Origin of the sequence: Pseudomonas sp. NPDC086251, from assembly GCF_044746405.1 — a bacterium.
Classification (GTDB): domain Bacteria; phylum Pseudomonadota; class Gammaproteobacteria; order Pseudomonadales; family Pseudomonadaceae; genus Aquipseudomonas.
Map to the genome: position 1 here is coordinate 1 of NZ_JBIVBY010000055.1, position 26,655 is coordinate 26,655.

Sequence of the window (26,655 nt, forward strand, 5' to 3'; positions counted from 1 at the left end):
GTTTCCCCATGTGAGAGTAGGTCATCGTCAAGATTAAATTCCGAAACCCCTATCTGCGAATGCAGGTAGGGGTTTTGTTTTGCCCGCAGGAAAGTTCGTACAACAACATCGGACGGCTCCCGGCTGTCACAGTCTCCCGACAATGCTAAGGTTCGGCCCTAGCTTTTGTATTTTCCCAAGGAAGCCTTTATGCCGGACGCGACGTCCCTCAGTGCTGGTTTTATGGTGGTTCACGGTAACCGCCTGGACGAGTTGCGCAGCCTGGTGGTCAGCTGGATGCGGCGCTACCCGCTGGCTCCCTTGGAAAATGAAATCGCCCTGGTCCAGAGCAATGGCATCGCCCAATGGCTAAAGCTGGCACTGGCTGAAGACCCGGAAGATGACGACATGGGCGGTTGCGGCATCGCCGCAGCCATCGACGTACAGTTACCGGGTAGCTTCATGTGGCAGCTCTATCGCATGGTGCTTGGGCGCGACGAAATTCCGGTCAAATCGTTGCTCGATAAAGCGCCGCTGACCTGGCGTCTGATGCGCCTGCTCCCGCAGTTGATCAACCAAGCGCACTTCGAGCCTCTGCAGCGCTTCCTGACCAATGACACCGACTTACGTAAACGCTATCAGCTGGCTGAGCGGCTGGCAGATTTGTTTGACCAGTACCAGGTGTACCGGGCCGATTGGCTCGAAGACTGGGCAGAAGGTCGTCATCAGTTACGAAATGGCAGAGGCGAAGCGAAACCGCTGACCCCGGCCAACTGCTGGCAGGCAGAGTTGTGGCGTGCGCTGTTGCTGGATGTCGGAGAACAAGGCATGGCGCAAAGCCGTGCCGGCGTCCATCAGCGGTTTATCGAACGCATCAACAGTCTCGCCGTGGCACCCAGTGGATTGCCTTCGCGGGTGATCGTTTTCGGGATTTCATCACTGCCTGCCCAAGCCCTGGAAGCTCTTACCGGACTGGCTCGTTTCAGTCAGGTTTTGCTTTGCGTCCACAACCCCTGTCGTCACCATTGGGCCGACATCGTCGCCGATAAAGACCTGTTGCGGCATCAATACAAGCGCCAGGCCCGCAAGGCAGGAATGCCGGTTGTACTCGACCCGCAAACCCTCCATCAGCACGCCCACCCGCTACTGGCGGCATGGGGCAAGCAGGGACGCGACTACATCAATCTGCTCGACAGTTATGACGATCCCAACAGCTATCGTTCGGCATTTCGCGATGGGCGTATCGACCTGTTCAGTGACAATCAGCCACAGAACATGCTCAATCAGCTACAAGACGACATTCTTGAACTGCGTCCCCTGAACGAGACCCGCGAGCGCTGGCCCGCTGTCGATCTGCCAACGGACGAGTCGATCCGTTTTCACATTGCCCATAGCGCGCAACGCGAAGTCGAGATCCTCCACGATCAGTTGCTCGCACGCTTCAGCGCCGATCCGCAGCTACGTCCTCGCGACGTGATCGTGATGGTTCCGGACATCGACAGCTACGCTCCGCATATCCGTGCGGTATTTGGTCAACTTGGACGCAATGATCAGCGCTTCATTCCCTTCACGCTTGCAGACCAAGGCCAGCGCGGCCGCGATCCGCTGCTGATTGCAGTCGAACACCTGCTCAAGCTGCCTGACAGTCGTTTCCCTGTCAGCGAGATCCTCGACTTGCTCGATGTTCCAGCGCTACGCGCCCGCTTCGGTGTAGAGGAGCGTGACCTGCCAACCCTGCACCGTTGGATCGAGGGTGCAGGCATTCGCTGGGGGATGAATGCCGAGCAGCGCGCCGGGCTCGGACTGCCAGAGGAGCTGGAGCAAAACAGTTGGCGTTTCGGCTTGCGACGGATGTTGCTCGGTTACGCTGTGGGCAGCGCTAATGCCTGTGAAGGCATCGAACCCTACGACGAGATCGGTGGGTTGGATGCGGCGCTGATTGGTCCATTGGTCGCGCTGCTGGATGCGCTGGAAATTGCCCATCGGGAACTCTCCCAACCGGCACCACCCAAGCAATGGGGCTTGCGATTGCAAGCACTGGCGCAGTTGTTCTTCCAGGCCAGCAATGAGCATGACGACTACTTGCTGGCCCAACTCGAAGAGCTGCGTGAAACCTGGCTGGAGACCTGCGAATCAGTCGGCTTGCACGATGAGTTACCGTTGACCGTCGTTCGTGAAGCCTGGTTGGCCGGTCTGGATCAGGGGCGCTTGTCCCAGCGTTTTCTCGCTGGGGCGGTTAACTTCTGCACGTTGATGCCCATGCGGGCGATCCCGTTCAAACTGGTCTGCCTGCTCGGCATGAATGATGGGGATTACCCGCGCGCGCAACCGCCACTGGACTTCGACCTCATGGGCAGCGATTACCGCCCGGGCGATCGCTCCCGGCGCGAAGATGACCGCTATCTGCTGCTCGAAGCGCTGTTGTCAGCGCGTGACCAACTCTATATCAGCTGGGTCGGCCGCAGCATTCGCGATAACAGTGAGCGCCCTGCGTCGGTGCTGATTGGCCAATTGCGCGACCACCTGGCCAGCGGCTGGCGATTGCCTGATGCAGACGAAGATTTGCTTGAGGCCCTGACTCAGGAGCACCCATTGCAACCCTTCAGCGCCCGCTACTTTCATGAAGGCGATGAACTGTTCAGCTACGCCAATGAATGGCAGGTGCTTCATCAGCTCACTGAGCCTGCGACTGATAGCGAGGTGCTTGACGCCTACGTTCAGGAGGAGCCGCTGAGCCTTGGTCAATTGCAGGATTTCTTGCGCAATCCTGTGCGACATTTCTTCAGTCAGCGGCTGAAAGTGTTCTTCGAAGCAGCAGACGTCCCCTTGGCCGATGAAGAACCATTTGTACTCGACGCGTTGCAACGCTACAGCCTCAGCGACAGTTTGCTGGAGGCCGCGCTGGGTCATCCGGATCATGCGGATCAGGCGCTGGAAGCACAGGCCAAACGCCTGCAAAACAGCGGCCTATTACCAATGGCCGGATTCGGTGAAAGTCTGCAGCGAGAATTGATAGAACCGTTGCCGGATCTGCTGCAGCGCTATCAACAACTCCTGGCGTTATGGCCAACACCACTGACCAGCGCGCTACCGGTGAATCTTGAACTTCAAGGCCTGCGCCTGGAAGGTTGGCTCAGCGGCCTGCATCAACGGGCCGATGGTGGATTGCTCTCGGTCACGACGATCCCCAACAGCATAGGCTCGATCAAGTCACGCAAATGGCATCGGCTGACGCGGCCTTGGGTCAATCATCTGGTCGCGTGTGCCAGTGGAATGGCAATGACCACTGCGTTGGTGGCCAGTGACGACAGTCTGCTGCTCGGTCCGATGGAAGAGAGCACTGCATCGCGGATTCTCGGCGACCTGTTAATGGCTTGGCAAACGGGCATGCGCCAACCACTGCCGGTTGCCGTGAAGACTGCCTTCGCTTGGCTGGGGCAAACCGATCCGGTCAAGGCCGAGGTCGCCGCGCGCAAGGCTTATGAAGGCGATGGCCTGACCACTGACGGCGAGCGTCGCGAAAGCCCGGCGCTTAGCCGTCAGTTTGCCGACTACGATGCACTGGTTGCCGACGAGACGTTCCCCGATTGGTGCGACGCGTTATATCGGCCGCTGCTTGAAGCCTCCTGGCGTTCATTGACCAGCGAGGAGGCACGCTCATGATCACAAAAACACCGCTGGCCCTGGCATTCCCGTTGCGCGGTAGCCAGCTGATCGAGGCCAGCGCCGGGACCGGCAAGACTTTCACTATTTCCGCACTTTATCTGCGTCTGGTCCTTGGCCACGGCGGAGGGTCGACAGGTTTCGGGCGTGAGCTGTTGCCGCCACAAATCCTCGTTGTGACGTTCACCGATGCGGCGACCAAAGAACTGCGCGAACGCATTCGCACACGCCTGGCTGAAGCCGCACGGTTTTTCCGCGATGAGACACCGGCACCGGATGGCCTGATTGCCGAGCTCCGTGACGAGTACCTTCCCGAGCAGTGGTCGGGGTGTGCAAACCGTTTGGACATCGCCGCGCAGTGGATGGATGAAGCGGCGGTCTCGACCATCCACAGTTGGTGCCAGCGCATGTTGCGCGAGCACGCCTTCGACAGCGGCAGCCTGTTTACCCAAACCCTGGAAACCGATCACAGCGATTTGCTGGGCGAGGTCCTGCGCGATTACTGGCGGCTGTTCTGTTACCCGATGCAAGGCGATGCGCTGAACTGGGTGCGCGGCAATTGGGGCGGCCCGGCGGCATTGCTGCCGCGTGTGCGCGGGTTGTTCGCCAGTGAACGCGACAGCGTCGAAGGTAAACAGCCCGCCGAACTGATCACCGAGTGCCTGCTTGAGCGAAGGGCTGCCTTGCTCGAACTCAAGATGCCGTGGCGTCAGTGGGCGGACGAGTTGCTTGCTATATGTCATGAGGGCGTCGCGAGCAAGAACGTCGACGGACGCAAGATGCAGGCACGGTACTTCGAGCCCTGGTTCGAAAAGATCAAAGCCTGGGCCGAGGACGAAACGCTCGAGCAACTGGATATCGGAACCGGTTTCACTCGCCTGACTCCTGATGGCATGGCTGAAGCCTGGAAGAAGGGTGAAGTGCCCAGTCATCCAGGGCTGGACGCCATGCCCGGCCTCAAGGTCCGTCTCGATGGATTGCCGACGCCCGATGCCGCGGTTCTGCAACACGCGGCACAGTGGGTCGGTGCTCGGTTCGAAGAAGAAAAGCGTCGTCGCGCAGAAATGGGTTTCGACGACATGCTGCTGCGCCTCGATGCGGCGTTGCAGTCTGACGGTGGCGAGCGCCTGGCCACCCTGATCCGTGAGCAATTCCCGGTGGCACTGATCGATGAGTTCCAGGATACCGACCCGGTGCAGTACCGGATCTTCGAGAGCATTTATCGCATTGAAGACAACAACCCGGAGAGCGGTCTGTTCCTGATCGGCGACCCGAAGCAGGCGATATACGCCTTCCGTGGAGCTGACATTTATACCTACCTGCGCGCGCGCCAGGCCACCACCGGCCGCCTGCACACCCTGGGCACCAACTTCCGTTCCAGTCATGGCATGGTCAGTGCGGTGAACCATGTTTTCGAGCGTGCCGAGTCTCGCGAATCCGGGCGTGGCGCATTCCTGTTTCGTGAAAAGAATGGCGAAAATCCCGTACCGTTCCTGCCCGTCGAATCCCAGGGACGCAAAGAAACGCTGTACGTCGATGGCGAGCGGGTTGCCGCCCTGAACATCTGGCACCTGTCCGCCGAGCAGCCATTGTCGGGTGTGGTGTACCGACAACAATTGGCGGCCTCCTGCGCCGGTGTCATCACCGACTTGCTCAATGGCGGGCAACAAGCTCGGGCGGGTTTCCTGCAGGACGGCAAGGACTTCAGGGGCGTGCTGCCCGCGGATATCGCGATCCTGGTTCGCGACGGTAAAGAAGCTCAAGCCGTGCGTGGCGAGCTTTCCGCCCGTGGCGTGCGCAGCGTTTATTTATCGGATAAAGACTCGGTGTTCGCCGCCCAAGAGGCCCATGACCTGCTGTCCTGGCTCAAGGCCTGCGCCGAGCCGGATGTCGAACGGCCGTTGCGAGCCGCGTTGGCCTGCATCACCCTGAATCTGTCGCTGGCAGAACTGGAACGCCTGAATCAGGACGAGCTGGCCTGGGAAGCGCGGGTCATGCAGTTCCGTGGTTATCGCGAGCTCTGGCGCAAGCAGGGCGTATTGCCGATGCTGCGGCGATTGCTGCATGACTTCCAGCTGCCTCAGGCGTTGATCGCGCGCAGCGATGGCGAGCGGGTGCTGACCAACTTGCTGCACCTGTCCGAACTACTGCAACAAGCCGCCGCCGAACTCGATGGCGAACAAGCGCTGATCCGGCATTTGTCCGAGCATCTGGCGTTGTCCGGCCAGGCCGGCGAAGAACAGATACTGCGTCTGGAGAGTGACGAACAACTGGTCAAGGTCGTGACCATTCACAAATCCAAGGGGCTTGAGTATCCCTTGGTGTTCCTGCCCTTCATTTGCTCGGCGAAACCTGTGGATGGCAGCCGTCTGCCGTTGCATTACCACGATGCCAACGGCAAGGCCCAAGTGACTTTGACGCCAACCCCCGAGTTAATCGCCCAGGCCGATGATGAACGTCTCGCCGAGGATCTGCGCTTGCTCTATGTGGCCCTCACCCGGGCGCAACATGCTTGCTGGCTCGGCGTGACGGATCTCAAGCGCGGCAATAACAACAGCTCGGTGCTGCATCTTTCCGCGCTGGGTTACCTCTTGGGCGGTGGTGCGCCACTCACCGAGTCGGCAGGGTTGAAGCGCTGGCTGGAAGACTTGCAACAGGACTGCCCAGCGCTGAGCTACGGTGAACTGCCTGAAGCGACCGCCGAGCACTACCATCCACCGCGCAACGAAGCGACCTTGCTCGCTCCGCTGGTTCCCAAGCGTAAGGCCAGTGAAAACTGGTGGATTGCTTCCTACAGTGCCCTGCGTATTGGCGAGAGCATGAGTGTCGGCGCTGATGAAGCGCCGGAGAGCCCGCAAGCGCAAAAACTCTTCGATGACGAACGTCTCGATCCGCAAGCACCACGGGAAGTGGTCGCTGGCGGCGCTGACATCCATCGGTTTCCGCGTGGTCCGAACCCAGGCACCTTTCTCCATGGTTTGCTTGAATGGGCCGGTGACGAAGGTTTTGCCGCCACACCGCAATCGATCGAGGACGCCATTGGCCGCCGCTGCAATCGCCGGGGCTGGGAAGGCTGGATCACTACGCTGAGCGAGTGGCTGCAGCACCTGCTCAAATCCCCGCTGCATATCGGTGCAGGACAGGCTCCCGTGGTGTTCGAGCAACTGACTCACTACCGCGTCGAGATGGAGTTCTGGTTCGCCAGCCATAAAGTCGATGTACTCAAGCTCGATGAGCTGGTGCGCCAATACACCCACAACGGTGTGGCCCGAGTAGCGGCCGAACCGGTGTTGCTCAATGGCATGTTCAAGGGTTTCATCGACCTGACGTTCGAGCACGACGGCCGCTACTACGTCGCCGACTACAAATCCAACTGGCTGGGCGTCGATGACACGGCGTACACCGAGCAGGCCATGGAGCAGTCGATTCTCGACAACCGTTACGACCTGCAATACGTGCTGTACCTGTTGGCTCTGCATCGCCAACTCAAGGCACGACTGGTTGATTACGATTACGACCGGCATGTCGGGGGTGCGTTGTATCTGTTCCTGCGGGGTACGCGCGCTTCCAGCCAGGGCGTGTACTTCGCCCGTCCGCCAAGAGAATTGATCGAGCGTCTGGACCGGCTGTTCCAGGGCAAGCCAGAACCCAAGGCCGAACCCGCCTGGGAACAGGGAGTACTGCTATGAGTCGCACCTTCGCCGATCTGCTGCCCACGTCACTGGCGGACGAAAGCCTTGCGGATCTGGCGCCGTTGAGTCGCGCCGATGACCTGCTGTTGTTACTCACCCGGTGGGTCGAGCGTGGTTGGCTGCGAGCGCTGGACAAAGCCTTCGTTGCCTTTCTGCATGAACTCGCACCTGACGATGATCCGCTGGTGCTGCTGGCGGCCGCGTTGACCAGTCATCAACTGGGCCATGGCCACGTCTGCCTGGACGTGTTCGAAACCCTGAAAGAGCCGGACTTCGCTTTGTCGCTACCGCCGGAAGGTGATCTGCACAGTGGCGCGATGTTGTTGCCGTCGCAATTGCTTGAGGCGCTGGACGGTGCCCATTGGTGCAAGGTGCTGGCCAGCAGCAGGCTGGTCGCGTTGGCGGTTGATGGTCGAGAGGCCGCGCAGCATCGGCCTTTAGTGCTTTCCGGCAAACGCTTGTACCTGCGTCGCTACTGGGCTTACGAGCGGCGGATCGACAACGCGTTACGCCAGCGCCTGGCCGAACACGAAGCAACACCGAGTGACTTGTCCCAACGCCTCACCGCTCTGTTCGGCCCAGCCAAGCCGGGTGAAGTCATCGACTGGCAGAAACTTGCCTGTGCCCTGGCGACCCGCAGCGCGTTCAGCATTGTCACGGGCGGCCCGGGGACCGGCAAGACCACGACGGTCGTGCGCTTGCTGGCCTTGCTCCAGGCACCGGCGGTGGAGGCGGGCAAACCGCTGCGCATTCGTCTCGCCGCACCTACCGGTAAAGCCGCGGCACGGTTGACGGAGTCCATCAGTCAGCAGGTCAGGACGTTGAAAGTTGCAGAAGCCGTGCGGGAAAAAATTCCATCTGACGTCACCACCGTGCACCGTCTACTTGGCAGCCGCCCCGGCACCCGACATTTCCGACATCACGCGGGTAATCGCTTGCCACTGGATGTGCTGGTGGTGGACGAAGCGTCGATGATCGATCTGGAAATGATGGCCAATCTTCTTGATGCGATGCCGGCTCATGCGCGTCTGGTGCTGCTCGGGGACAAGGACCAACTGGCGTCCGTGGAGGCCGGTGCGGTGCTGGGCGATCTGTGCCGCGACGCCGAGGCGGGTTGGTATAGCCCGCAGACCCGCCAGTGGCTGGAGGCCGTCAGTGGTGAAAGCCTGGATGCCAGCGGTTTGCAGGAAGATACCAGCGGTGCTCATCCACTGGCCCAGCAAGTGGTGATGCTGCGTCACTCTCGGCGATTTGGCGAGGGCAGCGGTATCGGGCAGCTGGCGCGTTGGGTCAACCAGCAGCAGCCTGAAGAGGCCCGCAAGTTGTTGGCGGCGCGAAGCCACGACGACGTGTTTTCCCTTCCCCTCAAAGGCGAACAGGATCGGGCATTGGAGCGCTTGTTGCTAGACGGTCATGGTGACGGACCACAAGGCTATCGGCATTACCTGGGTCTGCTGCGCAGCCTGCGGCCGTCGCTCAATAACACGCTTGATGATCCTAGCTGGACCGATTGGGCTCGCCAGGTATTGCAAGCCTTCGACGCCTTCCAATTGTTGTGCGCCGTGCGCAAAGGTCCTTGGGGCGTGGAAGGGCTGAATCAGCGAGTGACCGAGGCGTTGCTCAAGGCCCGGCTGATCGATAGTGACCAGCAGTGGTACGAAGGTCGACCTGTGCTGATGACGCGCAACGACTATGGCCTGGGTTTGATGAACGGCGACATCGGTATCGCGCTCAAGCTGCCGGAGCGCGATGGCCCCGAGGCAGGGAAGCAGGTGCTGCGTGTAGCGTTTCCGCGCAATGATGGTCAGGGCGGCGTACGGTTTGTTCTCCCGAGCCGTCTCAACGATGTCGAAACCGTGTATGCCATGACGGTGCACAAGTCCCAGGGTTCGGAATTTGCCCACACGGCGTTGATTCTGCCGGAGGCCCTGAACCCCGTGCTCACCAAGGAACTGATCTACACCGGGATTACCCGGGCGAAAAACTGGTTCACCCTGATCGAGCCGCGTTCCGGCGTGTTCGAAGAGGCGGTGCGACGCAAGGTCAAACGCTTGAGCGGGTTGATGCTGGAGTTGGAGGAGGGCGGCCAGGCGCGTGATTGAAAGGGGCGACACCCGATGACGGAAACTGTCTGAAGTGCCGTACTGCGCGGCCTCGCTGGCACTACAGCGCTGTGCTATCGTTGCGGCACTATTTCGTTCAGATCCAGAGAATCCCTGCATGAAGGTGGCTGTTCGGGCGACGGAGCGCGTCGTTGGCTGCAAACACGTGTTGCTTGCAGGCCTTCTCTGTTTACTGAGTGGCGTGGTTTTCGCTCAGTCGCAAATTCCCGTCAGCATGGCCGACCAGCGTGCCAGGTCGGTCACCCAGGTGGTCCTCGGGATTCTCAGCTATGCCCGCTGGCCTGTTGAGCCTGCGCAACTACGCCTGTGCATCGTGGGGCCCACCGAATACACCGACGACCTGGTCAAAGATACGACCCAGGCGACTGGCCGTCCTGTCACGGTGAGCCGGCTGCTGGCCGATAATCCAGCCATTGCAGGTGAATGCGATGCGGTCTATATCGGCAAACTGAGCAGCGACGAACGCAGCCGACTATTCGCCTCATTGACGGGGCGTCCCGTGTTGAGCATCAGCGAGGCCGACGTTCAATGCACCGTCGGCAGTCTGTTTTGTCTGCGGGTCAGCGATGATCAAGTGTCTTTTGAGGTCAACCTCGACTCCGTCGCGCGCAGTGGCGTGCGCATTCACCCTAGCGTGCTGCAACTGTCCCGCCGCAAGCCGGCGGCGCCATGAATCCAGCCCAAAAGAGTTATCGGCCAACCTTGCGCTCGGTCATCGGCCGCGGTCATTTGACCGTCGCGCTGGTGGGTGTGGCCATGGCCAGTATTTCACTGACACTGCTTGGCGTACTGGCCTTGCGAGTCTATGCCGACCACAACCTGCACCTGATCGCACGCTCGATCAATTACACCGTGGAAGCCGCAGTGGTGTTCAACGATAAAGCCGCTGCCACCGAGGCGCTGGCGTTGATTGCGTCCACTGAAGAAGTGGCCGATGCCCAAGTGCTGGACGTGCAGGGCCAGGTGTTGGCGCGCTGGCAACGGCCGGAAACCGGCTTGTTTTCCGACCTTGAAATGCAGATTGCCAAAGCCTTTCTGGAAAAACCGATCAGCATGCCGATCGTCCATCAAGATCAGGAAATCGGCAGCATCCAGCTCACGGGGCACGGGGGCAGTCTGCTGCGTTTTTTGCTCAGTGGTCTTGTCGGCATCGTTCTGTGTACGGCCGTCAGTGCCTGGGTGGCGCTCTATCTGGCGCGTCGACAACTTCGCGGCATCACCGGCCCATTACGCAGCCTGGCGTTCGTGGCTCACGCCGCCCGCAGCGAGCGAGCCTTCGATCAGCGTGTGCCACCCGCCGCCATCGCCGAACTCGACAACCTGGGCAATGACTTCAATGCCTTGCTCGATGAGCTCGAATCCTGGCAGAGCCACCTGCAAACCGAGAACGAAACCCTCGCCCACCAGGCCAGTCACGACAGCCTCACCGGGTTGCCAAACCGGGCGTTTTTCGAAGGTCGACTGATGCGCGCGCTGCGCAATGCCAACAAGCTCAATGAGCGAGTCGCGGTGCTGTTTCTCGACAGCGACCGGTTCAAGGAAATCAACGATAACTTCGGCCACGCCGCGGGCGATGCCGTATTGGTGGCCGTGGCCAAACGGGTTCGTGCGCAGCTGCGTGAAGACGATCTAGTGGCGCGCTTGGGCGGCGACGAATTTGCCGTCCTGCTGACGCCGCTGCATCAGGTCGAAGACGCCGAGTGGATTGCCGACAAAATCATCGCCAGCATGGAAGTGCCGATCCCGTTGCCGGGCGATACCGAAGTACAGACTTCCCTCAGTATTGGCATCGCCGTGTACCCCGACCATGGCGCAACACCAGGCGCCCTGCTCAATGCCGCCGACGCGGCCATGTACCAAGCCAAGCGCCTTTCCCGAGGTGCGCAGCACACGGCCGGGTCGGAGCACCCTGTCGCCGATGTTCACATCAGGAGCTAATTCCGTGTTCTCACTCACCCCGCGTTCCCTGCGATTTTTCGCGATCACCCTGTTTTTGGCGTTGCTCACCTTGAGCGGTTGCCAGACAACACCGCACAAAGGCCTGACCCCGGCGCAGGTCGCTGTGCTCAAGCAGCAAGGTTTTGAATTGACTGACGAGGGCTGGGCGTTTGGTTTGTCCGGTAAAGTGCTGTTTGGCAGTGATGACGACAGCCTGAATACCGCCAGTACCGAGATCGTCGCGCGCATTGGCAAAGCGTTGCAGAGTGTTGGAATCGAGCGGGTTCGGGTGGATGGCCACACGGATGCCTCGGGCAAGGAAATCTACAACGAGCAGCTTTCCGTGCGCCGCGCAAAAAGCGTCGAAAAGGTCCTGGCCACCGTCGGCCTGAAAGAACAGAACATCCAGCTACGTGGCCTCGGCAGCAGTGAGCCCGTCGCCTCCAACGACACTGCGGCCGGTCGAACCGAGAATCGCCGGGTGTCGATCGTGGTGAGCGCCGAATAATCGGCGAACGGCCTTTAAATCAATTGTTGTTTTCGGGGATTTCATGCCCCGACAGATGAACAGAGCGCGACGATTTCCACATGGGAAAAATAATAAATTACTGCCGAAACCACTATTGGAAAAAATGGCTTCGCAAGCACAAGTGCAAAGTGGCGGGCGGGGTTTCATCGCTTCCCGCAAAAACCACATTGATACTGGAAGAAAATGTTTCGCTCGGTGGTGTTGTGGTCGACGCCAAAAAACTGAGCATTGGCGCTCACACCTATATCCGAAGTGGCTGCGTGCTGTCCGCTGTTTCCTCGATCGGACGGTTTTGCTCGATTGGCAACAACTGCTTTATCGGACAGGATAAAAATACTCATCCCTCAGACTGGGTCAGTTCACACCCCTTTCAATTCACCAATACCGCTCTGTCCTTCGAGCCAGAGATTGTTGATGTAACAATTGGCGACGATGTATGGATCGGGCATGGCGCCATGATTATGGAAGGTGTCACGGTGGGAACAGGCGCCATCATCGCCACCCGCGCACTGGTCATTCACGATGTGCCGCCCTATGCGGTCGTCGCCGGGTTTCCAGCCAAAGTGGTCAAGTATCGGCACCCGCCAGAGGTGGTGGCGCAATTGTTAAGCAGCAAATGGTGGGAGTGTAATGTCGATTTTCTCCTGAGCTTGCGCCTGGATGATCCCAGTATCTCTTTGCCGATGATTGCGGATTCGCGTGATGCCAATCTGGCGACTTACAAGCAGTTGGAAGTCACCAGGAAGGGTTGTCGATTGGTTGCGGCCAACAATCATTGATAACTCAATGTTCAATCTGCAAATCGAAAGTCCCGCATTTCACTCGTCTTTGAATCCCGACAATCCCTGAGCAGCGCGCCATTCTTTGAGCGTACGGGTGATGCCTTCGGCTGAATCGTCTGCATCGTCTTCGGGGTAAAAGATCAAGTCAGATCCTGCTGGATGTTCACAGATTGTGTTGAAGTGATGCACGAGCTTGTTCTCTTCCTCTTCGCTTGCGTCGTTTCCGATGATCCGTTGAAGCAGCTCTATGAATTCCTGTTCTGTGTAGTCTGAAACGCTGTTTTTCAAAGTCATTGTCTGTCTTCCTTGTGAATCTCTACGTGTCGTTTCGGCGTCATTATCGCAAGGTTGTCTACGTCGTACACCGCGCCGCCATACTGAATGTTTTGAATGTGATGGATTTCGTAGCGAGCGTTTTCACCGTTGTGTTCTGATCTTTGGGCGAATGGTGCTTTGCCGTTTCGTAGCTTGCTTTGGTTGGTGGGTTTGAACTGGCTGAATAGCTCGGGGTCATTTCCTACGGCAGTCCAGAACGCCTTCCTGAAAGCATCGAAGCTGCTAAAGCTCTTGCCGCTGAGTTGACTGGCAATTCTTGTTGGTATGGGTGCACCTAGGCCAGCACTCGCCCCAGCTAACCAGATGCCAGTCACGTCTTTTCCTTGTCCTGTTACGGTGCCGGGATCGAGACGAATATTCATCACGATGTACAACGGCTGCACACCAGAATCAGCCGGGAACACCAGAATGAAATCTTTGTACGCGTCTGGGTAAATCGGACTAACGATGATGTTATCAGCCTGTTCAGTGGGCGGATAAATCCAAATCTGTGGCGCCTGTGGTGCGCCTTCTAACGTTGGAATTCCTAAAGTGCTGGACGGGTCAGCAACTGGTGTCCATATCAAGGTTATACCGTCACCAAAGTCAGCCACTTGCTGGGAGCCTTGGGTAACGAACTGCACTACGGGAATCATTTCCCAGTCACGGCGCTTCTGGGTGTTGTACCCGTATCCCTTCAAGGTGCCATCGGCTTGTTGTTCGACGTGCAGGCGGACACGTGTACGTCCTTCTTTAAGCGACTGGAGCTGTTCTTCTGTATATAGGCTGCTGTCGCCCAGGCTGGATGGCCACAGCAATGCAACCACTCCCGCCAATGCACCAGCAACAACACCAGAACTAGCCCCGGACGCCACAGCACCAGCCGTACACAAACCACCACACGACACGCCGCCAGCAGTGACAGCGGCGCCGCCTAATAGAAGTCTTCCCAGTGAAACGGGTAGAGAGCCACTGATTTTCTTGAGAGGAATGTTTCCTTGTGCATCCGTTTCACGGCCACCCAGCAAGGCAAACTCGCCATACTGGCCAATCGCATCGGTAGGAATGGCGCCGCTGGGACTGATGTAGTTAATGGTCCCATCTGGCAGCATGCAACTTTTGGCGAAAACGCATCCGCGTGGAGCCACTTCATCCCGCTTCTTGATCGTATTCCTACGTGCGTCAGCTTCCCGCTCGTTCCTTTCGTTCGCCTCCACTGTTCTTGCCCACGCCGCCTGTGCTTCCTCTGTCGCCTCTGCATGTAGCCTGTTGCCGTCTATCCCATTGCATCCCAGATAACTCGGGAATAGGTTTTCAACCGCCATAACACCCCCTGTGCGAATTGACGATCCATGTTGCGCCGTTTAAGTGCGACAGGACGCTACTTCATGGGTGTTTGGCGTGTCTGTAGGACGATTCTCAAAAGTTATGAAAAGTCGTCAGTGGCTGCTTGAGAGGGGTGACTCCATTGGGTGGGGCAGAATGCAAGCATCGGAGTGTTACAAGTTGGTATCAAACGCCGATACAAAGTATTGGCAAAGGCTGTGGACCTCTTTACGACTCCGCTACCTGATTTCCTTGAAAATCTTCAGTCGGCGAACAGCATCTCGCGAGTCTCGCCCAGCAACAACGGGCCATTCAGTTCAGTCACTTCGCGGATGTAATCCCACAACAAGGTAATCCGCTTAAGCTTCCTCAAATCCTCCCGGCAATACATCCAGAATTGTCGGGTGATGTTGATCTCCTCCGGCAATACCGGCAGTAATCGCGAATCCTGAGCCGCCAGGAAACACGGCAGAATCGCCAGCGATCGCCCCTGCTGCGCCGCCACGAATTGTGCGATCACGCTGGTGCTGCGCAGATTGGCCGTTGCACCCGGTAGCACATTGGCCAGGTACAGCAGCTCCGAGCTGAATGCCAGGTCGTCGACATAACTGATGAACGAATGTTTGGCCAAATCGGCCGGGCGGCGGATCGGTGGGTGTTTGTCCAGATAGTCCTGGGTCGCGTACAGCTGCAATTTGTAGTCACAGAGTTTGCAGCAGACGTAAGGGCCGTGTTCCGGGCGCTCCAGGGCGATGACGATGTCGGCTTCGCGCTTGGACAGGCTGATGAAGTGCGGCAGCGGCAGGATGTCCACCGAGATGGCGGGGTAGGCGTCGACGAAATGGCTCAGCTGCGGGGTGATGAAAAAGCTGCCAAAGCCCTCGGTGCAGCCCATTCGCACGTGTCCGGACAACGCCACGCCAGAACCTGATACCTGCTCGCACGCCATGTGCAGGGTGCTCTCGATCGATTCCGCGTAACCCAGCAATCGCTGACCTTCAGCGGTCAAAACGAAACCGCTGGTCCGGGATTTTTCAAACAGCAACGTGCCCAATGCCGCCTCCAGCGAGCTGATGCGTCGCGAAACGGTGGTGTAGTCCACCGCCAGGCGCTTGGCCGCGGTGCTGGCCTTGCGGGTGCGGGCGACTTCGAGGAAAAACTTGAGGTCATCCCAGTTCAACGAACCTAAAGACGTGATGTTTTTTTGCATGATGGACCGGCTTTTATGTGCGTTCTTATTAGAAGTTTGCACATCTATACTCCAAAAACAGTCCGACAACCAATTCGCGACACACGCTTCATCGCAAGGCGATTTTCTCGCCTTGGCTCCCAAGATAGCTCTCTTAATAAGAACAACGTCCCGGAGACCAACATGAACGCTTCGCTCACGCCAAACGAAACCACTGTCCAAACGGTAAAGCTGTTGATCAACGGTGAATGGGTCGAGTCCCAGACCACCGAGTGGCACGACATCATCAACCCGGCGACCCAGCAAGTGCTGGCCAAGGTTCCGTTTGCCACGGCTTCTGAAGTCGACGCCGCCATCAGCGCCGCCCAACGCGCCTTCCAGACCTGGAAGCTGACGCCGATCGGCGCGCGGATGCGCATCATGCTCAAGCTCCAGGCGTTGATCCGCGAACACTCCAAGCGCATCGCCGTGGTCCTGAGTGCCGAACAGGGCAAAACCATCGCCGACGCTGAAGGCGATATCTTCCGCGGCCTGGAAGTGGTCGAACACGCCTGCTCCATTGGCAGCCTGCAAATGGGCGAGTTCGCCGAAAACGTTGCTGGCGGTGTTGATACCTACACCCTGCGTCAACCAATCGGCGTGTGCGCCGGCATCACCCCGTTCAACTTCCCGGCGATGATCCCGCTGTGGATGTTCCCGATGGCCATTGCCTGCGGCAACACCTTCGTCCTCAAGCCGTCCGAACAGGACCCGATGTCGACCATGCTGCTGGTGGAACTGGCGATCGAGGCCGGCGTTCCGGCGGGCGTGCTTAACGTCGTGCATGGCGGCAAGGACGTGGTGGACGCGCTCTGCACGCACAAGGACATCAAGGCTGTTTCCTTCGTCGGTTCGACGGCGGTCGGCACCCACGTTTACGACCTGGCCGGCAAACACGGCAAACGCGTGCAATCGATGATGGGCGCGAAGAATCACGCGGTGGTGCTGCCGGACGCGAATCGTGAACAAGCGCTGAATGCGCTGGTGGGCGCCGGTTTCGGTGCGGCCGGGCAACGCTGCATGGCGACCTCGGTGGTGGTGCTGGTGGGCGCGGCCAAGCAATGGCTGCCAGACCTGAAAGCGCTGGCGCAGAAACTCAAAGTGAATGCCGGCAGCGAAGCGGGTACGGACGTGGGTCCGGTGATCTCGAAAAAAGCCAAGGCGCGAATTCTCGACCTGATCGAAAGCGGCATCAAGGAAGGCGCCAAGCTTGAGCTGGACGGTCGCGATATCACCGTTCCTGGCTTCGAGAAGGGCAATTTTATCGGCCCGACCCTGTTCTCCGGCGTCACCCCTGAGATGAAGATCTACACCCAGGAAATCTTCGGCCCGGTGCTGGTGGTGCTGGAAGTCGCGACCCTCGATGAGGCCATCGCACTGGTCAACGCCAACCCGTTCGGCAATGGCACAGGCCTGTTCACCCAGAGCGGTGCGGCGGCGCGTAAATTCCAGACCGAAATTGACGTCGGCCAGGTCGGTATCAACATCCCGATTCCGGTGCCGGTCCCGTTCTTCAGCTTCACCGGTTCGCGGGGTTCGAAACTCGGCGACCTCGGCCCGTATGGCAAGCAAGTGGTGCAGTTCTACACTCAGACCAAGACTGTCACCAGTCGCTGGTTCGATGACGACAGCGTCAATGACGGTGTGAACACCACCATCAACTTGCGTTAAGGAGCCGGACATGAAAATCGCTTTTATCGGTCTCGGCAACATGGGCGCGCCGATGGCGCGCAACCTGATCAAGGCCGGCCATGCTCTGAACCTGGTCGACCTGAACAAAACCGTTCTGGCCGAGCTTGAGCAACTAGGCGGCAGCATCAGCCCTTCGGCGCGTGAAGCGGCCCAAGGTGCCGAGCTGGTGATCACCATGCTGCCCGCCGCTGTGCATGTGCGCAGCGTCTGGCTGGGTGAAGACGGTGTGCTGGCGGGCATCGGCAAGGGCGTGCCGGCAGTCGATTGCAGCACCATCGATCCGCAGACAGCACGTGATGTCGCCGCGGCGGCCGCCAAGCAAGGCGTGGCCATGGCCGATGCGCCGGTCTCCGGTGGTACCGGCGGTGCAGCGGCGGGGACACTGACCTTTATGGTCGGCGCCACGCCTGAACTGTTCGCCACCCTGCAACCGGTCCTGGCGCAGATGGGCCGCAACATCGTCCATTGCGGCGAAGTCGGCACCGGGCAAATCGCCAAGATCTGCAACAACCTGTTGTTGGGGATTTCCATGGTCGGCGTCAGCGAAGCCATGGCGCTGGGTGACGCGCTGGGCATCGACACCAAGGTGCTGGCGGGAATCATCAACAGTTCCACCGGGCGTTGCTGGAGTTCGGAGATGTACAACCCGTGGCCGGGCATCGTCGAAACCGCGCCGGCCTCGCGCGGTTATACCGGTGGCTTCGGTGCCGAACTGATGCTCAAGGATCTGGGGCTGGCCACTGAAGCGGCACGTCAGGCGCACCAACCGGTGGTGCTCGGCGCGGTGGCCCAGCAGTTGTATCAGGCGATGAGCCTGCGCGGGGAGGGTGGTAACGACTTCTCGGCGATCATCAACAGTTATCGCAAACCGCAGTAACCGGGCTTGAAACCTGTGGGAGCGAGCCTGCTCGCGATGGGGCCGGCACATTCAACATTGGTGTTGATTGACCCACCGCTTTCGCGAGCAGGCTCGCTCCCACATGGGCAGCATGTCCCTATAGATATTTACCGGGAGATCACGTCGGGTGATCGCCCGGTTTTTTTGCATCAGGCAAACACGAAATACTTGCGCACGGTTTCAACCACTTCCCACGTGCCTTTCATCCCCGGCTCGATGACGAAAATATCACCGGCACGCAGATGGATCGGCTCTTTGCCTTCCGGGGTGATGATGCAGTAGCCCTCGCGGAAATCGCAGTATTCCCACTTCACGTATTCCACGTACCACTTGCCCGGCGTGCAGATCCAGGTGCCCATGATCTTGCTGCCGTCTTCGCTGGTGTAGGCGTTGAGGTTGACGGTGTGCGGGTCGCCTTCGAGTTTTTCCCATTTGCAGGCGTCGAGCACTGGCAGCGGGTGAGTGTCGCGAAGAACGGTAATCGGTGCGGACATGATGACTCCGAGCGTTAAGGAGAACTGAAGTGGCACCGTATAGGGCTTGGCCCGGCCCCAGTTGTCTGTGCTCGACACTGAGCTATCCAGAAACGCTGTGAGCGAGGTTGGTTTGGCTGTTGAAACCAGCAGCTGACGTGTTGAAATTTCCTCTCTGTAAATGACCGATTCCTGGCAGTTTGTGCGAAAGCCCCGGGCCTTTGTGAACGTTTTTGCAAGAAAATGCACAGGGTTCACTCGTATCATTCACTTCGGAAAAGGCCGAGAGCGTTGCAATGAAAAAAACAATGTCGTGGTGGGACATCAGCCCGCCCTTGAGTACCGCAACACCGACCTGGCCCGGTGACACGCCGTTTCAGGAAGAGCGCGTCTGGAGCCTCGGGCCAGAGTGCCCGGTGAATGTCGGGCGCATCACGCTGTCGCCGCACACCGGCGCCCATGTCGATGCACCGCTGCATTACAGCGCGGATGGCGCCGCCATTGGCGAGGTGTCGCTCGATGTCTACCTCGGACCTTGCCGGGTGTTGCATTGCCTGGACAGCGGTCGACTGGTGCAGCCCGGGCAAGTGCTGGGGCGCCTGGACAACCTGCCCGAACGCGTCCTGCTGCGCACGTATCGACAAGCGCCGCTGACCATCTGGGACCCGGATTTCACCGCGGTGGCCAAAGACACCGTTGACCTGCTCGCCAGTCTCGGCGTACGCCTGATCGGTATCGACACGCCATCGCTGGACCCGCAGCAATCCAAGACCATGGAGGCGCACAACGCCGTGGCCCGCCACGGCATGTCCATTCTCGAAGGCATCGTGCTCGATGACGTCCCGGAAGGCGATTATGAGTTGATCGCGCTGCCGCTGCGCTTTGCCAACCTCGACGCCAGCCCGGTCAGGGCCATTTTGCGTCCACTGAATTCACCGTTACGTGAGGAGCCTGCTCAATGAGCCAATGTCCCTATTCACCGGGCAGCCAGACAGACGAATGGCATAACGCCGAACTGAATTTTTCCGACTCCATGAGCTACGGTGACTACCTGGACCTGGGGCGCATTCTCAGTGCGCAACACCCGTTGTCGCCGGACCATAACGAGATGCTGTTCATCATTCAGCACCAGACCTCCGAGCTGTGGATGAAGCTGATGTTGCACGAGCTCAAGGCGGCCCGTGAACACGTCCGGCTGGGAGAATTGCCACCGGCCTTCAAGATGCTGGCGCGGGTCTCGCGGATTTTTGATCAACTGGTGCATGCATGGACGGTGCTGGCCACCATGACGCCCACCGAGTACCACTCAATCAGGCCTTTCCTGGGACAATCGTCGGGGTTTCAGTCGTTTCAGTACCGTGAGATCGAGTTCATTCTGGGCAACAAAAGCGCGACCCTGTTGCGCCCCCACGCCCATCGTCCGGAGCTGTTGCAGGCACTCGAAAAGGCCATCGCCACGCCATCGCTGTATGACGAAGCGATCCGCTTGATGGTCGGCGCCGGCCTGACGATTGACCCGCAGCGTTTCGAGCGTGACCCGACCAGCCCGACGCAGCATGACGCCTCGGTCGAGGCGGCCTGGCGCGAGGTCTACAAGGATCCTTCGCGTTATTGGGATCTCTATCAACTGGCCGAAAAGCTCATCGACCTTGAAGACTCTTTCCGCCAGTGGCGCTTCCGCCATGTCACCACCGTTGAGCGGATCATCGGCTTCCAACCGGGCACGGGCGGCACTGAAGGGGTTGGTTATCTGCGCAAGATGCTCGATACCGTGCTGTTCCCGGAATTGTGGCGAGTACGTTCGACCCTCTAAGCACCGATCCCTTGTAGCAGCTGCCGAAGGCTGCGTTCGATTGCGCAGCAGTCGCAATTCGGTGGACGCGATCCGCCTGAAAAAATGCAAATACCGATTTTACGACTGCTGCGCAGCCGAACGCAGCCTTCGGCAGCTGCTACATAGAGCGGGCGGCGCATGAAGTTGTTTGTTCCAAAATACAAAAGCCCCGACATTCAATGAATGCCGGGGCTTTTTGTTGAGCGTCGGTTTATTGCGCGACGGGCAAGCCGCGATCGCGCGCCACACGCATGCGGTAGAACACGTAGATGATCAATACCCAGACCGGGATGGCGATCACCGAGGCGCGTATGCCCGGAATCATCCACATCACGCAGATGATCATGGCCATGAACGCCAGGCACAGGTAGTTGCTGAAAGGAAACCAGAACGACTTGAAGCTCGGCACGATGCCTTGCTGGCCCATGATTTTGCGAAACTTCAGGTGGGTCAGGCTGATCAGCGTCCAGTTGATCATCAGCGAGGCGACCACCAGGGCAAACAGCAACTCCAGCGCTTCATGCGGGGCCAGGTAGTTGACCAGCACCGACAGCAGGGTGATCAGCGCCGAGATGCCCAAGGCTCGCAATGGCACGCCTTGTTTGTTCAGCTTCATCAGCGACTTTGGTGCATCGCCCTGTTCGGCCAGGCCGTAGAGCATGCGACTGTTGCAGTATACGCCGCTGTTGTAGACCGAGAGCGCGGCGGTCAGCACCACGAAGTTGAGGATGTGCGCGGCGGTGTCGCTGCCGATCAACGAGAAGATCTGCACGAACGGACTGCCGCTGTAGGCATCGCCGGACGCGCCCAGGGTTTGCAGCAGTTGATCCCACGGGTACAGGGACAGCAGCACGGTGAGTGCGCCGACGTAGAAGATCAACACGCGATAAACCACCTGGTTGATCGCCTTGGGAATCACCTTCCTCGGTTCGCTGGCTTCAGCGGCGGTAATACCCACCAGCTCCAGGCCGCCGAAGGAGAACATGATGAACGCCATCGACATCAGCAAACCGTTGGTGCCGTTGGGGAAGAAACCGCCGTGGCTCCACAGGTTGCTGACCGAGGCCTGCGGGCCGCCGGAGCCGCTGAACAGCATGTAGCAGCCGAGGACGATCATGCCGACGATCGCCACCACCTTGATGATCGCGAACCAGAACTCCATCTCGCCGAAGACTTTGACGTTCATCGTGTTGATCAGGTTGACCAGCACAAAGAACACCGCCGCGCTGACCCAGGTCGGGACTTCCGGCCACCAGAACTGCACGTATTTGCCGACGGCCGTCAGCTCGGCCATGCCCACCAGCACGTACAGCACCCAGTAGTTCCAGCCGGACAGGAAGCCGGCATAACCGCTCCAGTACTTGTGGGCGAAGTGGCTGAACGAACCGGCCACCGGCTCTTCGACAATCATCTCGCCCAACTGGCGCATGATCAGGAAGGCAATGAAACCGGCAATCGCATAGCCGAGGATCATCGACGGCCCGGCCGACTTGAGCACGCCGGCGGAGCCCAGGAACAGCCCGGTGCCAATGGCCCCGCCCAAGGCGATCAGTTGAATATGACGATTTTTCAACCCCCGCTTGAGCGTTCCCTGTTGCAAGATTTCATCCGCCATCTCGTTCCCTTCTGGTTATTGTTGTCAGGCCTGATTTGAAAGATCAGATATTACTCTCGGTGAACTTTTCGTAATACAGGTGAACGCCTTCCAGTGCCTGGGTTTGCAACCAGCTCTTGATCGATTCGACCATCGGCGGTGGCCCGCAGACGTACATGTCGACCGGTGCATCGCGCAGTTCACTGGCGTCGAAATGCTCGGCAATGTAGCCGCGTTTGCCGGTCCATTGCGGCGATGGATCACTGACGACTTCGGTGTAGCGAAACCCCGGAATGCGCTCGGCATAAGCCTCGATGCGTGCGCGCTCGCACAGATCGGCGGCGTCCCGCACGCCGTAGTACAAATGCACCGGCTGGCCGCAGCCGCGTTCGGCGAGTTCGTCGAGCATGCCCAGTAGCGCGGAAAGTCCGGTGCCGCCCGCCACCAGGATCAGCGGCTTGGCGACATGCCGCAAATAGAAGGCGCCCAGCGGTGCCTCCAGGACGATTTCGTCGCCCACCTGGCAGCGTTCACGGATGTAGTTGCTCATCACCCCGTCGGGCAGCAGGCGAATCAGGAATTGCAATTGATTGCGCGCACTCGGTCGATTGGCAAACGAGTAGGAGCGTTTGCTGGCAGTCCCGGGAATCATCAACCGGGCGTATTGCCCCGGCAGGAAATCCAGTGGGTTGGTCGTGCCGAGGTCCAGATACAGGATCGCGGTACTGGCCGAGATTTGCCGAACCTCAGTCACCGTACCGCTAAGTTGCTCGGGCCCCGAGGCGTTGCACAGGCTGGAAGCGAAATCGAAGTAAAACGCCGCGTCGGATGTCACCCGCGTCTGGCAGGTGAGCATTTTGCGTTGTTGCAGGTCCTGGCTGGAGAGCGCTTCCTCATCCACATAATCCTGGCTGTAATCGCCCGATTCGCAGCGCCCCTGGCACGTTCCACAGACGCCTTCGCGGCAATCCAGTGGAATGTTGATGCCGTTGCGCAGGGCGGCGTCGAGCAGTATTTCGTTGGGCTGTACGGGAAAGAACAGCGTTTTGCCATCGGCAAAGCTGAACGCGACCTTATGGTTCATGCCCCGGTCTCCATGGTTCAGAGGTGGTAGAAATCGAGCACCGAGTTGATGGTGTCGTTGAGCAGCAGGACATGCTTGCGGGTGATCAGCCAGCTGTCGGCGTGAGGCTTGAGGCGATAGGTCGCTCGGCCGTAGAACTGCTCGGATGTGGCCAGGCGATAGAACAGGGTGTGCCAGTTCAGACGCACCTCAAGGTCGCCGTTTTCGAGTTCGCTGATGCGCACGTTGTTGATCAAGTGCAAGGTGCGTGGCATCGGCGTCGAGGATGCGGACTTGCCCGTGCGCAGGCGAAAGACGCGGTCCTCCAGGCCTGAACGGTTGGGGTAATAGATCAGCGACATTTCGCGCTTTGGGTCGCGGGTGTAGACGTGTTCCGAGTCCCATTGCGGCAAGTGAAATTCGCTGTGCTCGTCGAACAGCTTGATGTACGCGTCCCAGTCCTGGGCGTCGCACAGCTCGGATTTGCGATAGAAAAACTGCTCGATCTGATACTGCAATTGCGCATTCATGTTCACACCTCACGGAGCTTCAGGGATTTCGCGTCCAGGCCATCGAGCAGAAATTTCTGCCAGTTGCTGTGCTGGTTGACGTAGAGCCCTTCGTGGGTGAATTCGGTGCCGGTCATGGCCGGGGCGATGCCGATCGATTCGCTGTTGGGCGTGGCGCCGGTGGCCCATTGGTGACTGCCCCGGGAAATATCGCTCCAGCGTTCCAGACGCGCCTGGAAACCACGCTGCGCTTCGCGAAACTCCACCAGGTCATCCGGTGTGCCGAGGCCCGAGACATTGAAGAAGTCTTCGAACTGACGAATGCGGTTTTCGCGATCGGCGTCCGACTCGTTTTTCACGCCCAGGCACTGGCTGATGATCTCGGTCTTGTTCCAGGCCACCGGACGGATGATGCGCAGTTGCGAGCTGATCTGATCGAGGAAAAACAGGCTCGGATAAATGTTCAGGTTGCGCAGGCGATGCATCATCCATTCGGCCTTTTCCTGGCCGTGTTCTTCGATCAGGCGCGGCATGATCGTGGCGTAACCGGAGCGCACCGACGGGTTCGGCATGTCACTGAACAACAGGCTGTGGCCGTTATCGAAAGCGAACCAGCCGTCATCGGTGTTGGCGTCGCCGGCACCGAGTTTGCTGTAGTCGAGGGTGCTGCCGCTGCTGGTGCCGTTCTCGCTGTTGACCTGCTGGCGGTGCTGCACGGTGGCCACGTAGTTGTAGTGGACGGTGCTGACGTGATAACCGTCGAGGCCGTTTTCATTCTGCAGTTTCCAGTTGCCGTCGTAGGTGTAGGCCGACTTGCCGGGCAGCACTTCCAGCTCACCGGTCGGCGACTGGGCGACCATCATGTCGAAGAACACTTTGGCGTCGCCGAGGAAGTCTTCGAGGCTGTTTTCGGCATGCACATCCAGGCTGATAAACACAAAGCCCTTGTAGCTCTCGATGCGTGCTTTTTTCAGCCCGCGAGTGGCCTTGTCGAAGCCTTCCGGGTATTCGCCGGGCGCCTTGACCTTGACCAGGCGGCCGTCACTTTTGTAGCACCAGGCGTGGAACGGGCAGGTGAAGGTCGACTGGTTGCCCTTGCCGACGCGGGTCAGGGTGGTGCCTCGATGCTGGCAGGCGTTGATCAGCGCATTGAGCTGGCCGTCACCGTCGCGGGTGATGATCATTGGCTGGCGACCGGCGCGCATCGTGACGAAATCGTGATTGTTGGCCAGCTCGCTTTCGTGGCAGGCGTAGATCCAGTTCTTCTCGAAGATCAGTTCCATCTCCAGGTCGAACAACTGCGGTTCGGTGAAAATGTCCCGGGCGATCCGGAACACGCCGTCTGCCGGACGGAAGTCCAGGCAGCCTTCAATAAATGCTTTCCACTGCTCGACGTTTTTTTCGCCACTCATGAGGGTGTACCTGTTTTTATTAGGGCTAATCGGGTGTGCTCATTAGAGGGAGTGGGGCGGGGCGGGGTCTATCCGGTTTGTCGACGAAGGCAGTCCATAAAATTGGTCGGGTAACACCCGTGTGGCGTGCTGGGCAGCGAATACCCAGTCGCCGCACCACGCGATAAACGGCTGCACCTGTTTGCAGCAATCAGGTACTGTTTTGCCAGATGTCGAGTGCTGTTCGATGGCGCTTCCCAGCTTAAAGCCGGGTGCGTTATCCGCTTAGTTGAGGATTGCTATCCGCTAAGTGGGCACCGCCGATTTGTGGCTTGGAACTTGCTCTTTTCAAGCCTGATACGCGCCGTCAGAGCGCGCTGAAAAATACCGCCGTGGGTGCACTGTGATGAGTAGCAAAACTGATGCGCAGTTTCGCGACATTCGTATTGATAGCTGTGACGTCGAGGGTGCGCGAAACTGGATGTCCGGTATCTGCGGACCGCATCGACTCGTGACGAGTACACCCGAGCGAATCCGCTTTCATCACAGCGCCAATGTGTTCAAGTCGATGGCCACGACGCTGGGCACGATCGAATACGGCACCGACGTCACGGTCGATATCGAAGACCCCGAGCACTTCAGCAGTTACAGCCTGAGTTTGCCCTTGGTGGGCGAGCAGGAGCTGAGCAAGAACGGCTGCGTGTTGAAGTCCAATCGCGATCAGGGGGTGATCATTTCACCGAACGAAAACCAGCTGCTGGCGATCTCCGGCGATTGCCGCAAAGTCCAGGTGGTGATCACCCGCGCGGCGATGAGTGAGTCTCTGGAAAGCCTGTTGCAACGACCGCTGGATGCGCCGCTGCGGTTCGAGTCGGTGATGGATGCGGTGGACGGGGCGTCGGCCTCGTGGTGGCGCATGGCGCGTTATTTCATCGCCGAACTGGAGCGCAGCAGCGAGCTGTATGACCAGGTGGCCTTTACTCGGGACGTCGAAAGCTCGTTGATCAAAGGCTTGATCCTGGCGCAGCCGAATAATTATTCCGAAGAACTGCGGGACGTGTTGGGCGTGAAGTTGCCGGGTTATCTGATCAGGGCTCGGCAGTACATTCACGATAATGCTCGGGAAGCGCTGCACCTTGAGGACATCGAAGCGGCGGCTGGGGTTTCGCGCTTCAAGTTGTTCGAGGCGTTCAAAAAGTACTTTGCGTTGTCGCCGATGGTTTACCTGAAGAAGTACCGGTTGAGCGCTGTGCGTCAGGACATTCTTGAGCATGGCTCTGCGCGCAATATTTCCGAGATCGCCATGGGGTGGGGGTTTACACACCTTGGGCGGTTTGCTGCGGAGTATCGGAAGTTGTTTGATGAAACGCCGAGTATGACGTTGCAGCGGAATGAGGCTCGGCGGATGCGGTGATTTTTTTCACGGGTACATATCCGTTTCTGCGGTAACGGCCGCTGGCGGTTCCGCTTTTACAGCGGGTCACTTTCGAAAATCCGGAAGCCGGCCCAGTCGAAAGTAACCAAAGCGCTCTGCCCCTCCATTCGGTGCCTCGCTTAGGCTCGGCATGCCCTCACTCCGGCATTGCTCCGGGGGCCCGCCGCCATCGGCCATCCATGGCCGGGGGC

General features: G+C 59.1%; 20 protein-coding genes. 12 read left to right on the forward strand and 8 right to left on the reverse strand.

Features of this window, described 5'->3' with window-relative positions; genetic code table 11:
- Window positions 1-189 precede the first annotated feature (189 nt).
- From recC to ACIPL2_RS33590, 7 genes are all read left to right on the forward strand, one after another.
- On the forward strand, window positions 190-3,642 hold the full coding sequence (gene recC / locus ACIPL2_RS33560) for an exodeoxyribonuclease V subunit gamma (RefSeq protein ID WP_401364682.1): 3,453 nt from the start codon (window positions 190-192) through the stop codon (window positions 3,640-3,642).
- Window positions 3,639-7,331, forward strand: a complete 3,693-nt coding sequence (gene recB, locus ACIPL2_RS33565) for an exodeoxyribonuclease V subunit beta (RefSeq protein ID WP_401364685.1) — start codon at window positions 3,639-3,641, stop codon at window positions 7,329-7,331. Before recC ends, recB begins: the two co-directional genes overlap by 4 nt.
- Entirely contained in the window at window positions 7,328-9,436 is a 2,109-nt protein-coding gene (recD, locus tag ACIPL2_RS33570) for an exodeoxyribonuclease V subunit alpha (protein WP_401364688.1), read from the forward strand. Before recB ends, recD begins: the two co-directional genes overlap by 4 nt.
- 118 nt (window positions 9,437-9,554) lie before the next feature.
- Window positions 9,555-10,130: a YfiR family protein gene (locus ACIPL2_RS33575; protein ID WP_401364691.1), complete on the forward strand. Its 576-nt coding sequence runs from the start codon at window positions 9,555-9,557 to the stop codon at window positions 10,128-10,130.
- Entirely contained in the window at window positions 10,127-11,395 is a 1,269-nt protein-coding gene (locus ACIPL2_RS33580; RefSeq protein ID WP_401364694.1) for a diguanylate cyclase domain-containing protein, read from the forward strand. The genes ACIPL2_RS33575 and ACIPL2_RS33580 overlap by 4 nt, the downstream gene beginning before the upstream one ends.
- Entirely contained in the window at window positions 11,376-11,903 is a 528-nt protein-coding gene (locus ACIPL2_RS33585) for an OmpA family protein (RefSeq protein ID WP_401364697.1), read from the forward strand. Before ACIPL2_RS33580 ends, ACIPL2_RS33585 begins: the two co-directional genes overlap by 20 nt.
- A gap of 80 nt (window positions 11,904-11,983) precedes the next feature.
- The gene (locus tag ACIPL2_RS33590; RefSeq protein WP_401364699.1) at window positions 11,984-12,703 is read left to right on the forward strand and encodes a CatB-related O-acetyltransferase; all 720 of its coding nucleotides are present in this window, start codon (window positions 11,984-11,986) and stop codon (window positions 12,701-12,703) included.
- A gap of 39 nt (window positions 12,704-12,742) precedes the next feature.
- Here ACIPL2_RS33590 and ACIPL2_RS33595 read toward each other — a convergent pair whose 3' ends face one another.
- From ACIPL2_RS33595 to ACIPL2_RS33605, 3 genes are all read right to left on the reverse strand, one after another.
- A complete protein-coding gene (locus ACIPL2_RS33595) occupies window positions 12,743-13,000 on the reverse strand; it encodes a bacteriocin immunity protein (RefSeq protein ID WP_059403030.1) in 258 nt (85 codons plus the stop codon).
- A complete protein-coding gene (locus ACIPL2_RS33600; protein ID WP_401364703.1) occupies window positions 12,997-14,346 on the reverse strand; it encodes an S-type pyocin domain-containing protein in 1,350 nt (449 codons plus the stop codon). The genes ACIPL2_RS33595 and ACIPL2_RS33600 overlap by 4 nt, the downstream gene beginning before the upstream one ends.
- Window positions 14,347-14,609: 263 nt before the next feature.
- Complete coding sequence (locus tag ACIPL2_RS33605) at window positions 14,610-15,557, reverse strand: LysR family transcriptional regulator (RefSeq protein WP_401364706.1); 948 nt, start codon at window positions 15,555-15,557, stop codon at window positions 14,610-14,612.
- 162 nt (window positions 15,558-15,719) lie between these two features.
- On the opposite strand from ACIPL2_RS33605, the gene ACIPL2_RS33610 reads away from it, so the two are divergent.
- Together ACIPL2_RS33610 and mmsB are read left to right on the forward strand one after the other, a co-directional pair.
- The gene (locus ACIPL2_RS33610; RefSeq protein WP_401364709.1) at window positions 15,720-17,246 is read left to right on the forward strand and encodes a CoA-acylating methylmalonate-semialdehyde dehydrogenase; all 1,527 of its coding nucleotides are present in this window, start codon (window positions 15,720-15,722) and stop codon (window positions 17,244-17,246) included.
- A gap of 10 nt (window positions 17,247-17,256) precedes the next feature.
- A complete protein-coding gene (gene mmsB / locus ACIPL2_RS33615) occupies window positions 17,257-18,144 on the forward strand; it encodes a 3-hydroxyisobutyrate dehydrogenase (protein ID WP_401364712.1) in 888 nt (295 codons plus the stop codon).
- 170 nt (window positions 18,145-18,314) lie between these two features.
- Here mmsB and ACIPL2_RS33620 read toward each other — a convergent pair whose 3' ends face one another.
- Complete coding sequence (locus tag ACIPL2_RS33620) at window positions 18,315-18,659, reverse strand: cupin domain-containing protein (RefSeq protein ID WP_008024653.1); 345 nt, start codon at window positions 18,657-18,659, stop codon at window positions 18,315-18,317.
- 275 nt (window positions 18,660-18,934) lie between these two features.
- Between ACIPL2_RS33620 and kynB the strand changes: the two genes are divergently transcribed.
- Both kynB and kynA read left to right on the forward strand, forming a co-directional pair.
- Complete coding sequence (gene kynB / locus ACIPL2_RS33625; protein WP_401364715.1) at window positions 18,935-19,600, forward strand: arylformamidase; 666 nt, start codon at window positions 18,935-18,937, stop codon at window positions 19,598-19,600.
- Entirely contained in the window at window positions 19,597-20,451 is an 855-nt protein-coding gene (gene kynA, locus ACIPL2_RS33630; RefSeq protein ID WP_401364717.1) for a tryptophan 2,3-dioxygenase, read from the forward strand. Before kynB ends, kynA begins: the two co-directional genes overlap by 4 nt.
- 232 nt (window positions 20,452-20,683) lie before the next feature.
- Here the strand turns inward: kynA and ACIPL2_RS33635 are convergent, their stop codons facing one another.
- Genes ACIPL2_RS33635 through antA form a run of 4 tightly spaced genes read right to left on the reverse strand, consistent with a single transcriptional unit; the run spans window position 20,684 to window position 25,050 of the window.
- Entirely contained in the window at window positions 20,684-22,087 is a 1,404-nt protein-coding gene (locus tag ACIPL2_RS33635; RefSeq protein WP_401364719.1) for an amino acid permease, read from the reverse strand.
- 43 nt (window positions 22,088-22,130) lie between these two features.
- Window positions 22,131-23,150, reverse strand: coding sequence for an anthranilate 1,2-dioxygenase electron transfer component AntC (gene antC, locus ACIPL2_RS33640; RefSeq protein ID WP_401364722.1), 1,020 nt, complete (start codon window positions 23,148-23,150; stop codon window positions 22,131-22,133).
- 17 nt (window positions 23,151-23,167) lie between these two features.
- Entirely contained in the window at window positions 23,168-23,659 is a 492-nt protein-coding gene (gene antB, locus ACIPL2_RS33645) for an anthranilate 1,2-dioxygenase small subunit (RefSeq protein WP_401364725.1), read from the reverse strand.
- A 2-nt stretch (window positions 23,660-23,661) separates the two neighbouring features.
- On the reverse strand, window positions 23,662-25,050 hold the full coding sequence (gene antA, locus ACIPL2_RS33650) for an anthranilate 1,2-dioxygenase large subunit (RefSeq protein WP_401364728.1): 1,389 nt from the start codon (window positions 25,048-25,050) through the stop codon (window positions 23,662-23,664).
- Between the two features lie 385 nt (window positions 25,051-25,435).
- Here antA and ACIPL2_RS33655 point away from each other — a divergent pair, with 385 nt between their 5' ends.
- Entirely contained in the window at window positions 25,436-26,443 is a 1,008-nt protein-coding gene (locus ACIPL2_RS33655) for a helix-turn-helix domain-containing protein (protein ID WP_401364731.1), read from the forward strand.
- Window positions 26,444-26,655 lie beyond the last annotated feature (212 nt).

Coding starts and splice junctions, on each gene's coding strand:
- recC (WP_401364682.1), top strand. CDS start 190: ATGCCGGACGCGACGTCCCTCAGTGCTGGTTTTATGGTGGTTCACGGT.
- recB (WP_401364685.1), top strand. CDS start 3,639: ATGATCACAAAAACACCGCTGGCCCTGGCATTCCCGTTGCGCGGTAGC.
- recD (WP_401364688.1), top strand. CDS start 7,328: ATGAGTCGCACCTTCGCCGATCTGCTGCCCACGTCACTGGCGGACGAA.
- ACIPL2_RS33575 (WP_401364691.1), top strand. CDS start 9,555: ATGAAGGTGGCTGTTCGGGCGACGGAGCGCGTCGTTGGCTGCAAACAC.
- ACIPL2_RS33580 (WP_401364694.1), top strand. CDS start 10,127: ATGAATCCAGCCCAAAAGAGTTATCGGCCAACCTTGCGCTCGGTCATC.
- ACIPL2_RS33585 (WP_401364697.1), top strand. CDS start 11,376: ATGTTCACATCAGGAGCTAATTCCGTGTTCTCACTCACCCCGCGTTCC.
- ACIPL2_RS33590 (WP_401364699.1), top strand. CDS start 11,984: ATGGGAAAAATAATAAATTACTGCCGAAACCACTATTGGAAAAAATGG.
- ACIPL2_RS33595 (WP_059403030.1), bottom strand. CDS start 13,000: ATGACTTTGAAAAACAGCGTTTCAGACTACACAGAACAGGAATTCATA.
- ACIPL2_RS33600 (WP_401364703.1), bottom strand. CDS start 14,346: ATGGCGGTTGAAAACCTATTCCCGAGTTATCTGGGATGCAATGGGATA.
- ACIPL2_RS33605 (WP_401364706.1), bottom strand. CDS start 15,557: ATGCAAAAAAACATCACGTCTTTAGGTTCGTTGAACTGGGATGACCTC.
- ACIPL2_RS33610 (WP_401364709.1), top strand. CDS start 15,720: ATGAACGCTTCGCTCACGCCAAACGAAACCACTGTCCAAACGGTAAAG.
- mmsB (WP_401364712.1), top strand. CDS start 17,257: ATGAAAATCGCTTTTATCGGTCTCGGCAACATGGGCGCGCCGATGGCG.
- ACIPL2_RS33620 (WP_008024653.1), bottom strand. CDS start 18,659: ATGTCCGCACCGATTACCGTTCTTCGCGACACTCACCCGCTGCCAGTG.
- kynB (WP_401364715.1), top strand. CDS start 18,935: ATGAAAAAAACAATGTCGTGGTGGGACATCAGCCCGCCCTTGAGTACC.
- kynA (WP_401364717.1), top strand. CDS start 19,597: ATGAGCCAATGTCCCTATTCACCGGGCAGCCAGACAGACGAATGGCAT.
- ACIPL2_RS33635 (WP_401364719.1), bottom strand. CDS start 22,087: ATGGCGGATGAAATCTTGCAACAGGGAACGCTCAAGCGGGGGTTGAAA.
- antC (WP_401364722.1), bottom strand. CDS start 23,150: ATGAACCATAAGGTCGCGTTCAGCTTTGCCGATGGCAAAACGCTGTTC.
- antB (WP_401364725.1), bottom strand. CDS start 23,659: ATGAATGCGCAATTGCAGTATCAGATCGAGCAGTTTTTCTATCGCAAA.
- antA (WP_401364728.1), bottom strand. CDS start 25,050: ATGAGTGGCGAAAAAAACGTCGAGCAGTGGAAAGCATTTATTGAAGGC.
- ACIPL2_RS33655 (WP_401364731.1), top strand. CDS start 25,436: ATGAGTAGCAAAACTGATGCGCAGTTTCGCGACATTCGTATTGATAGC.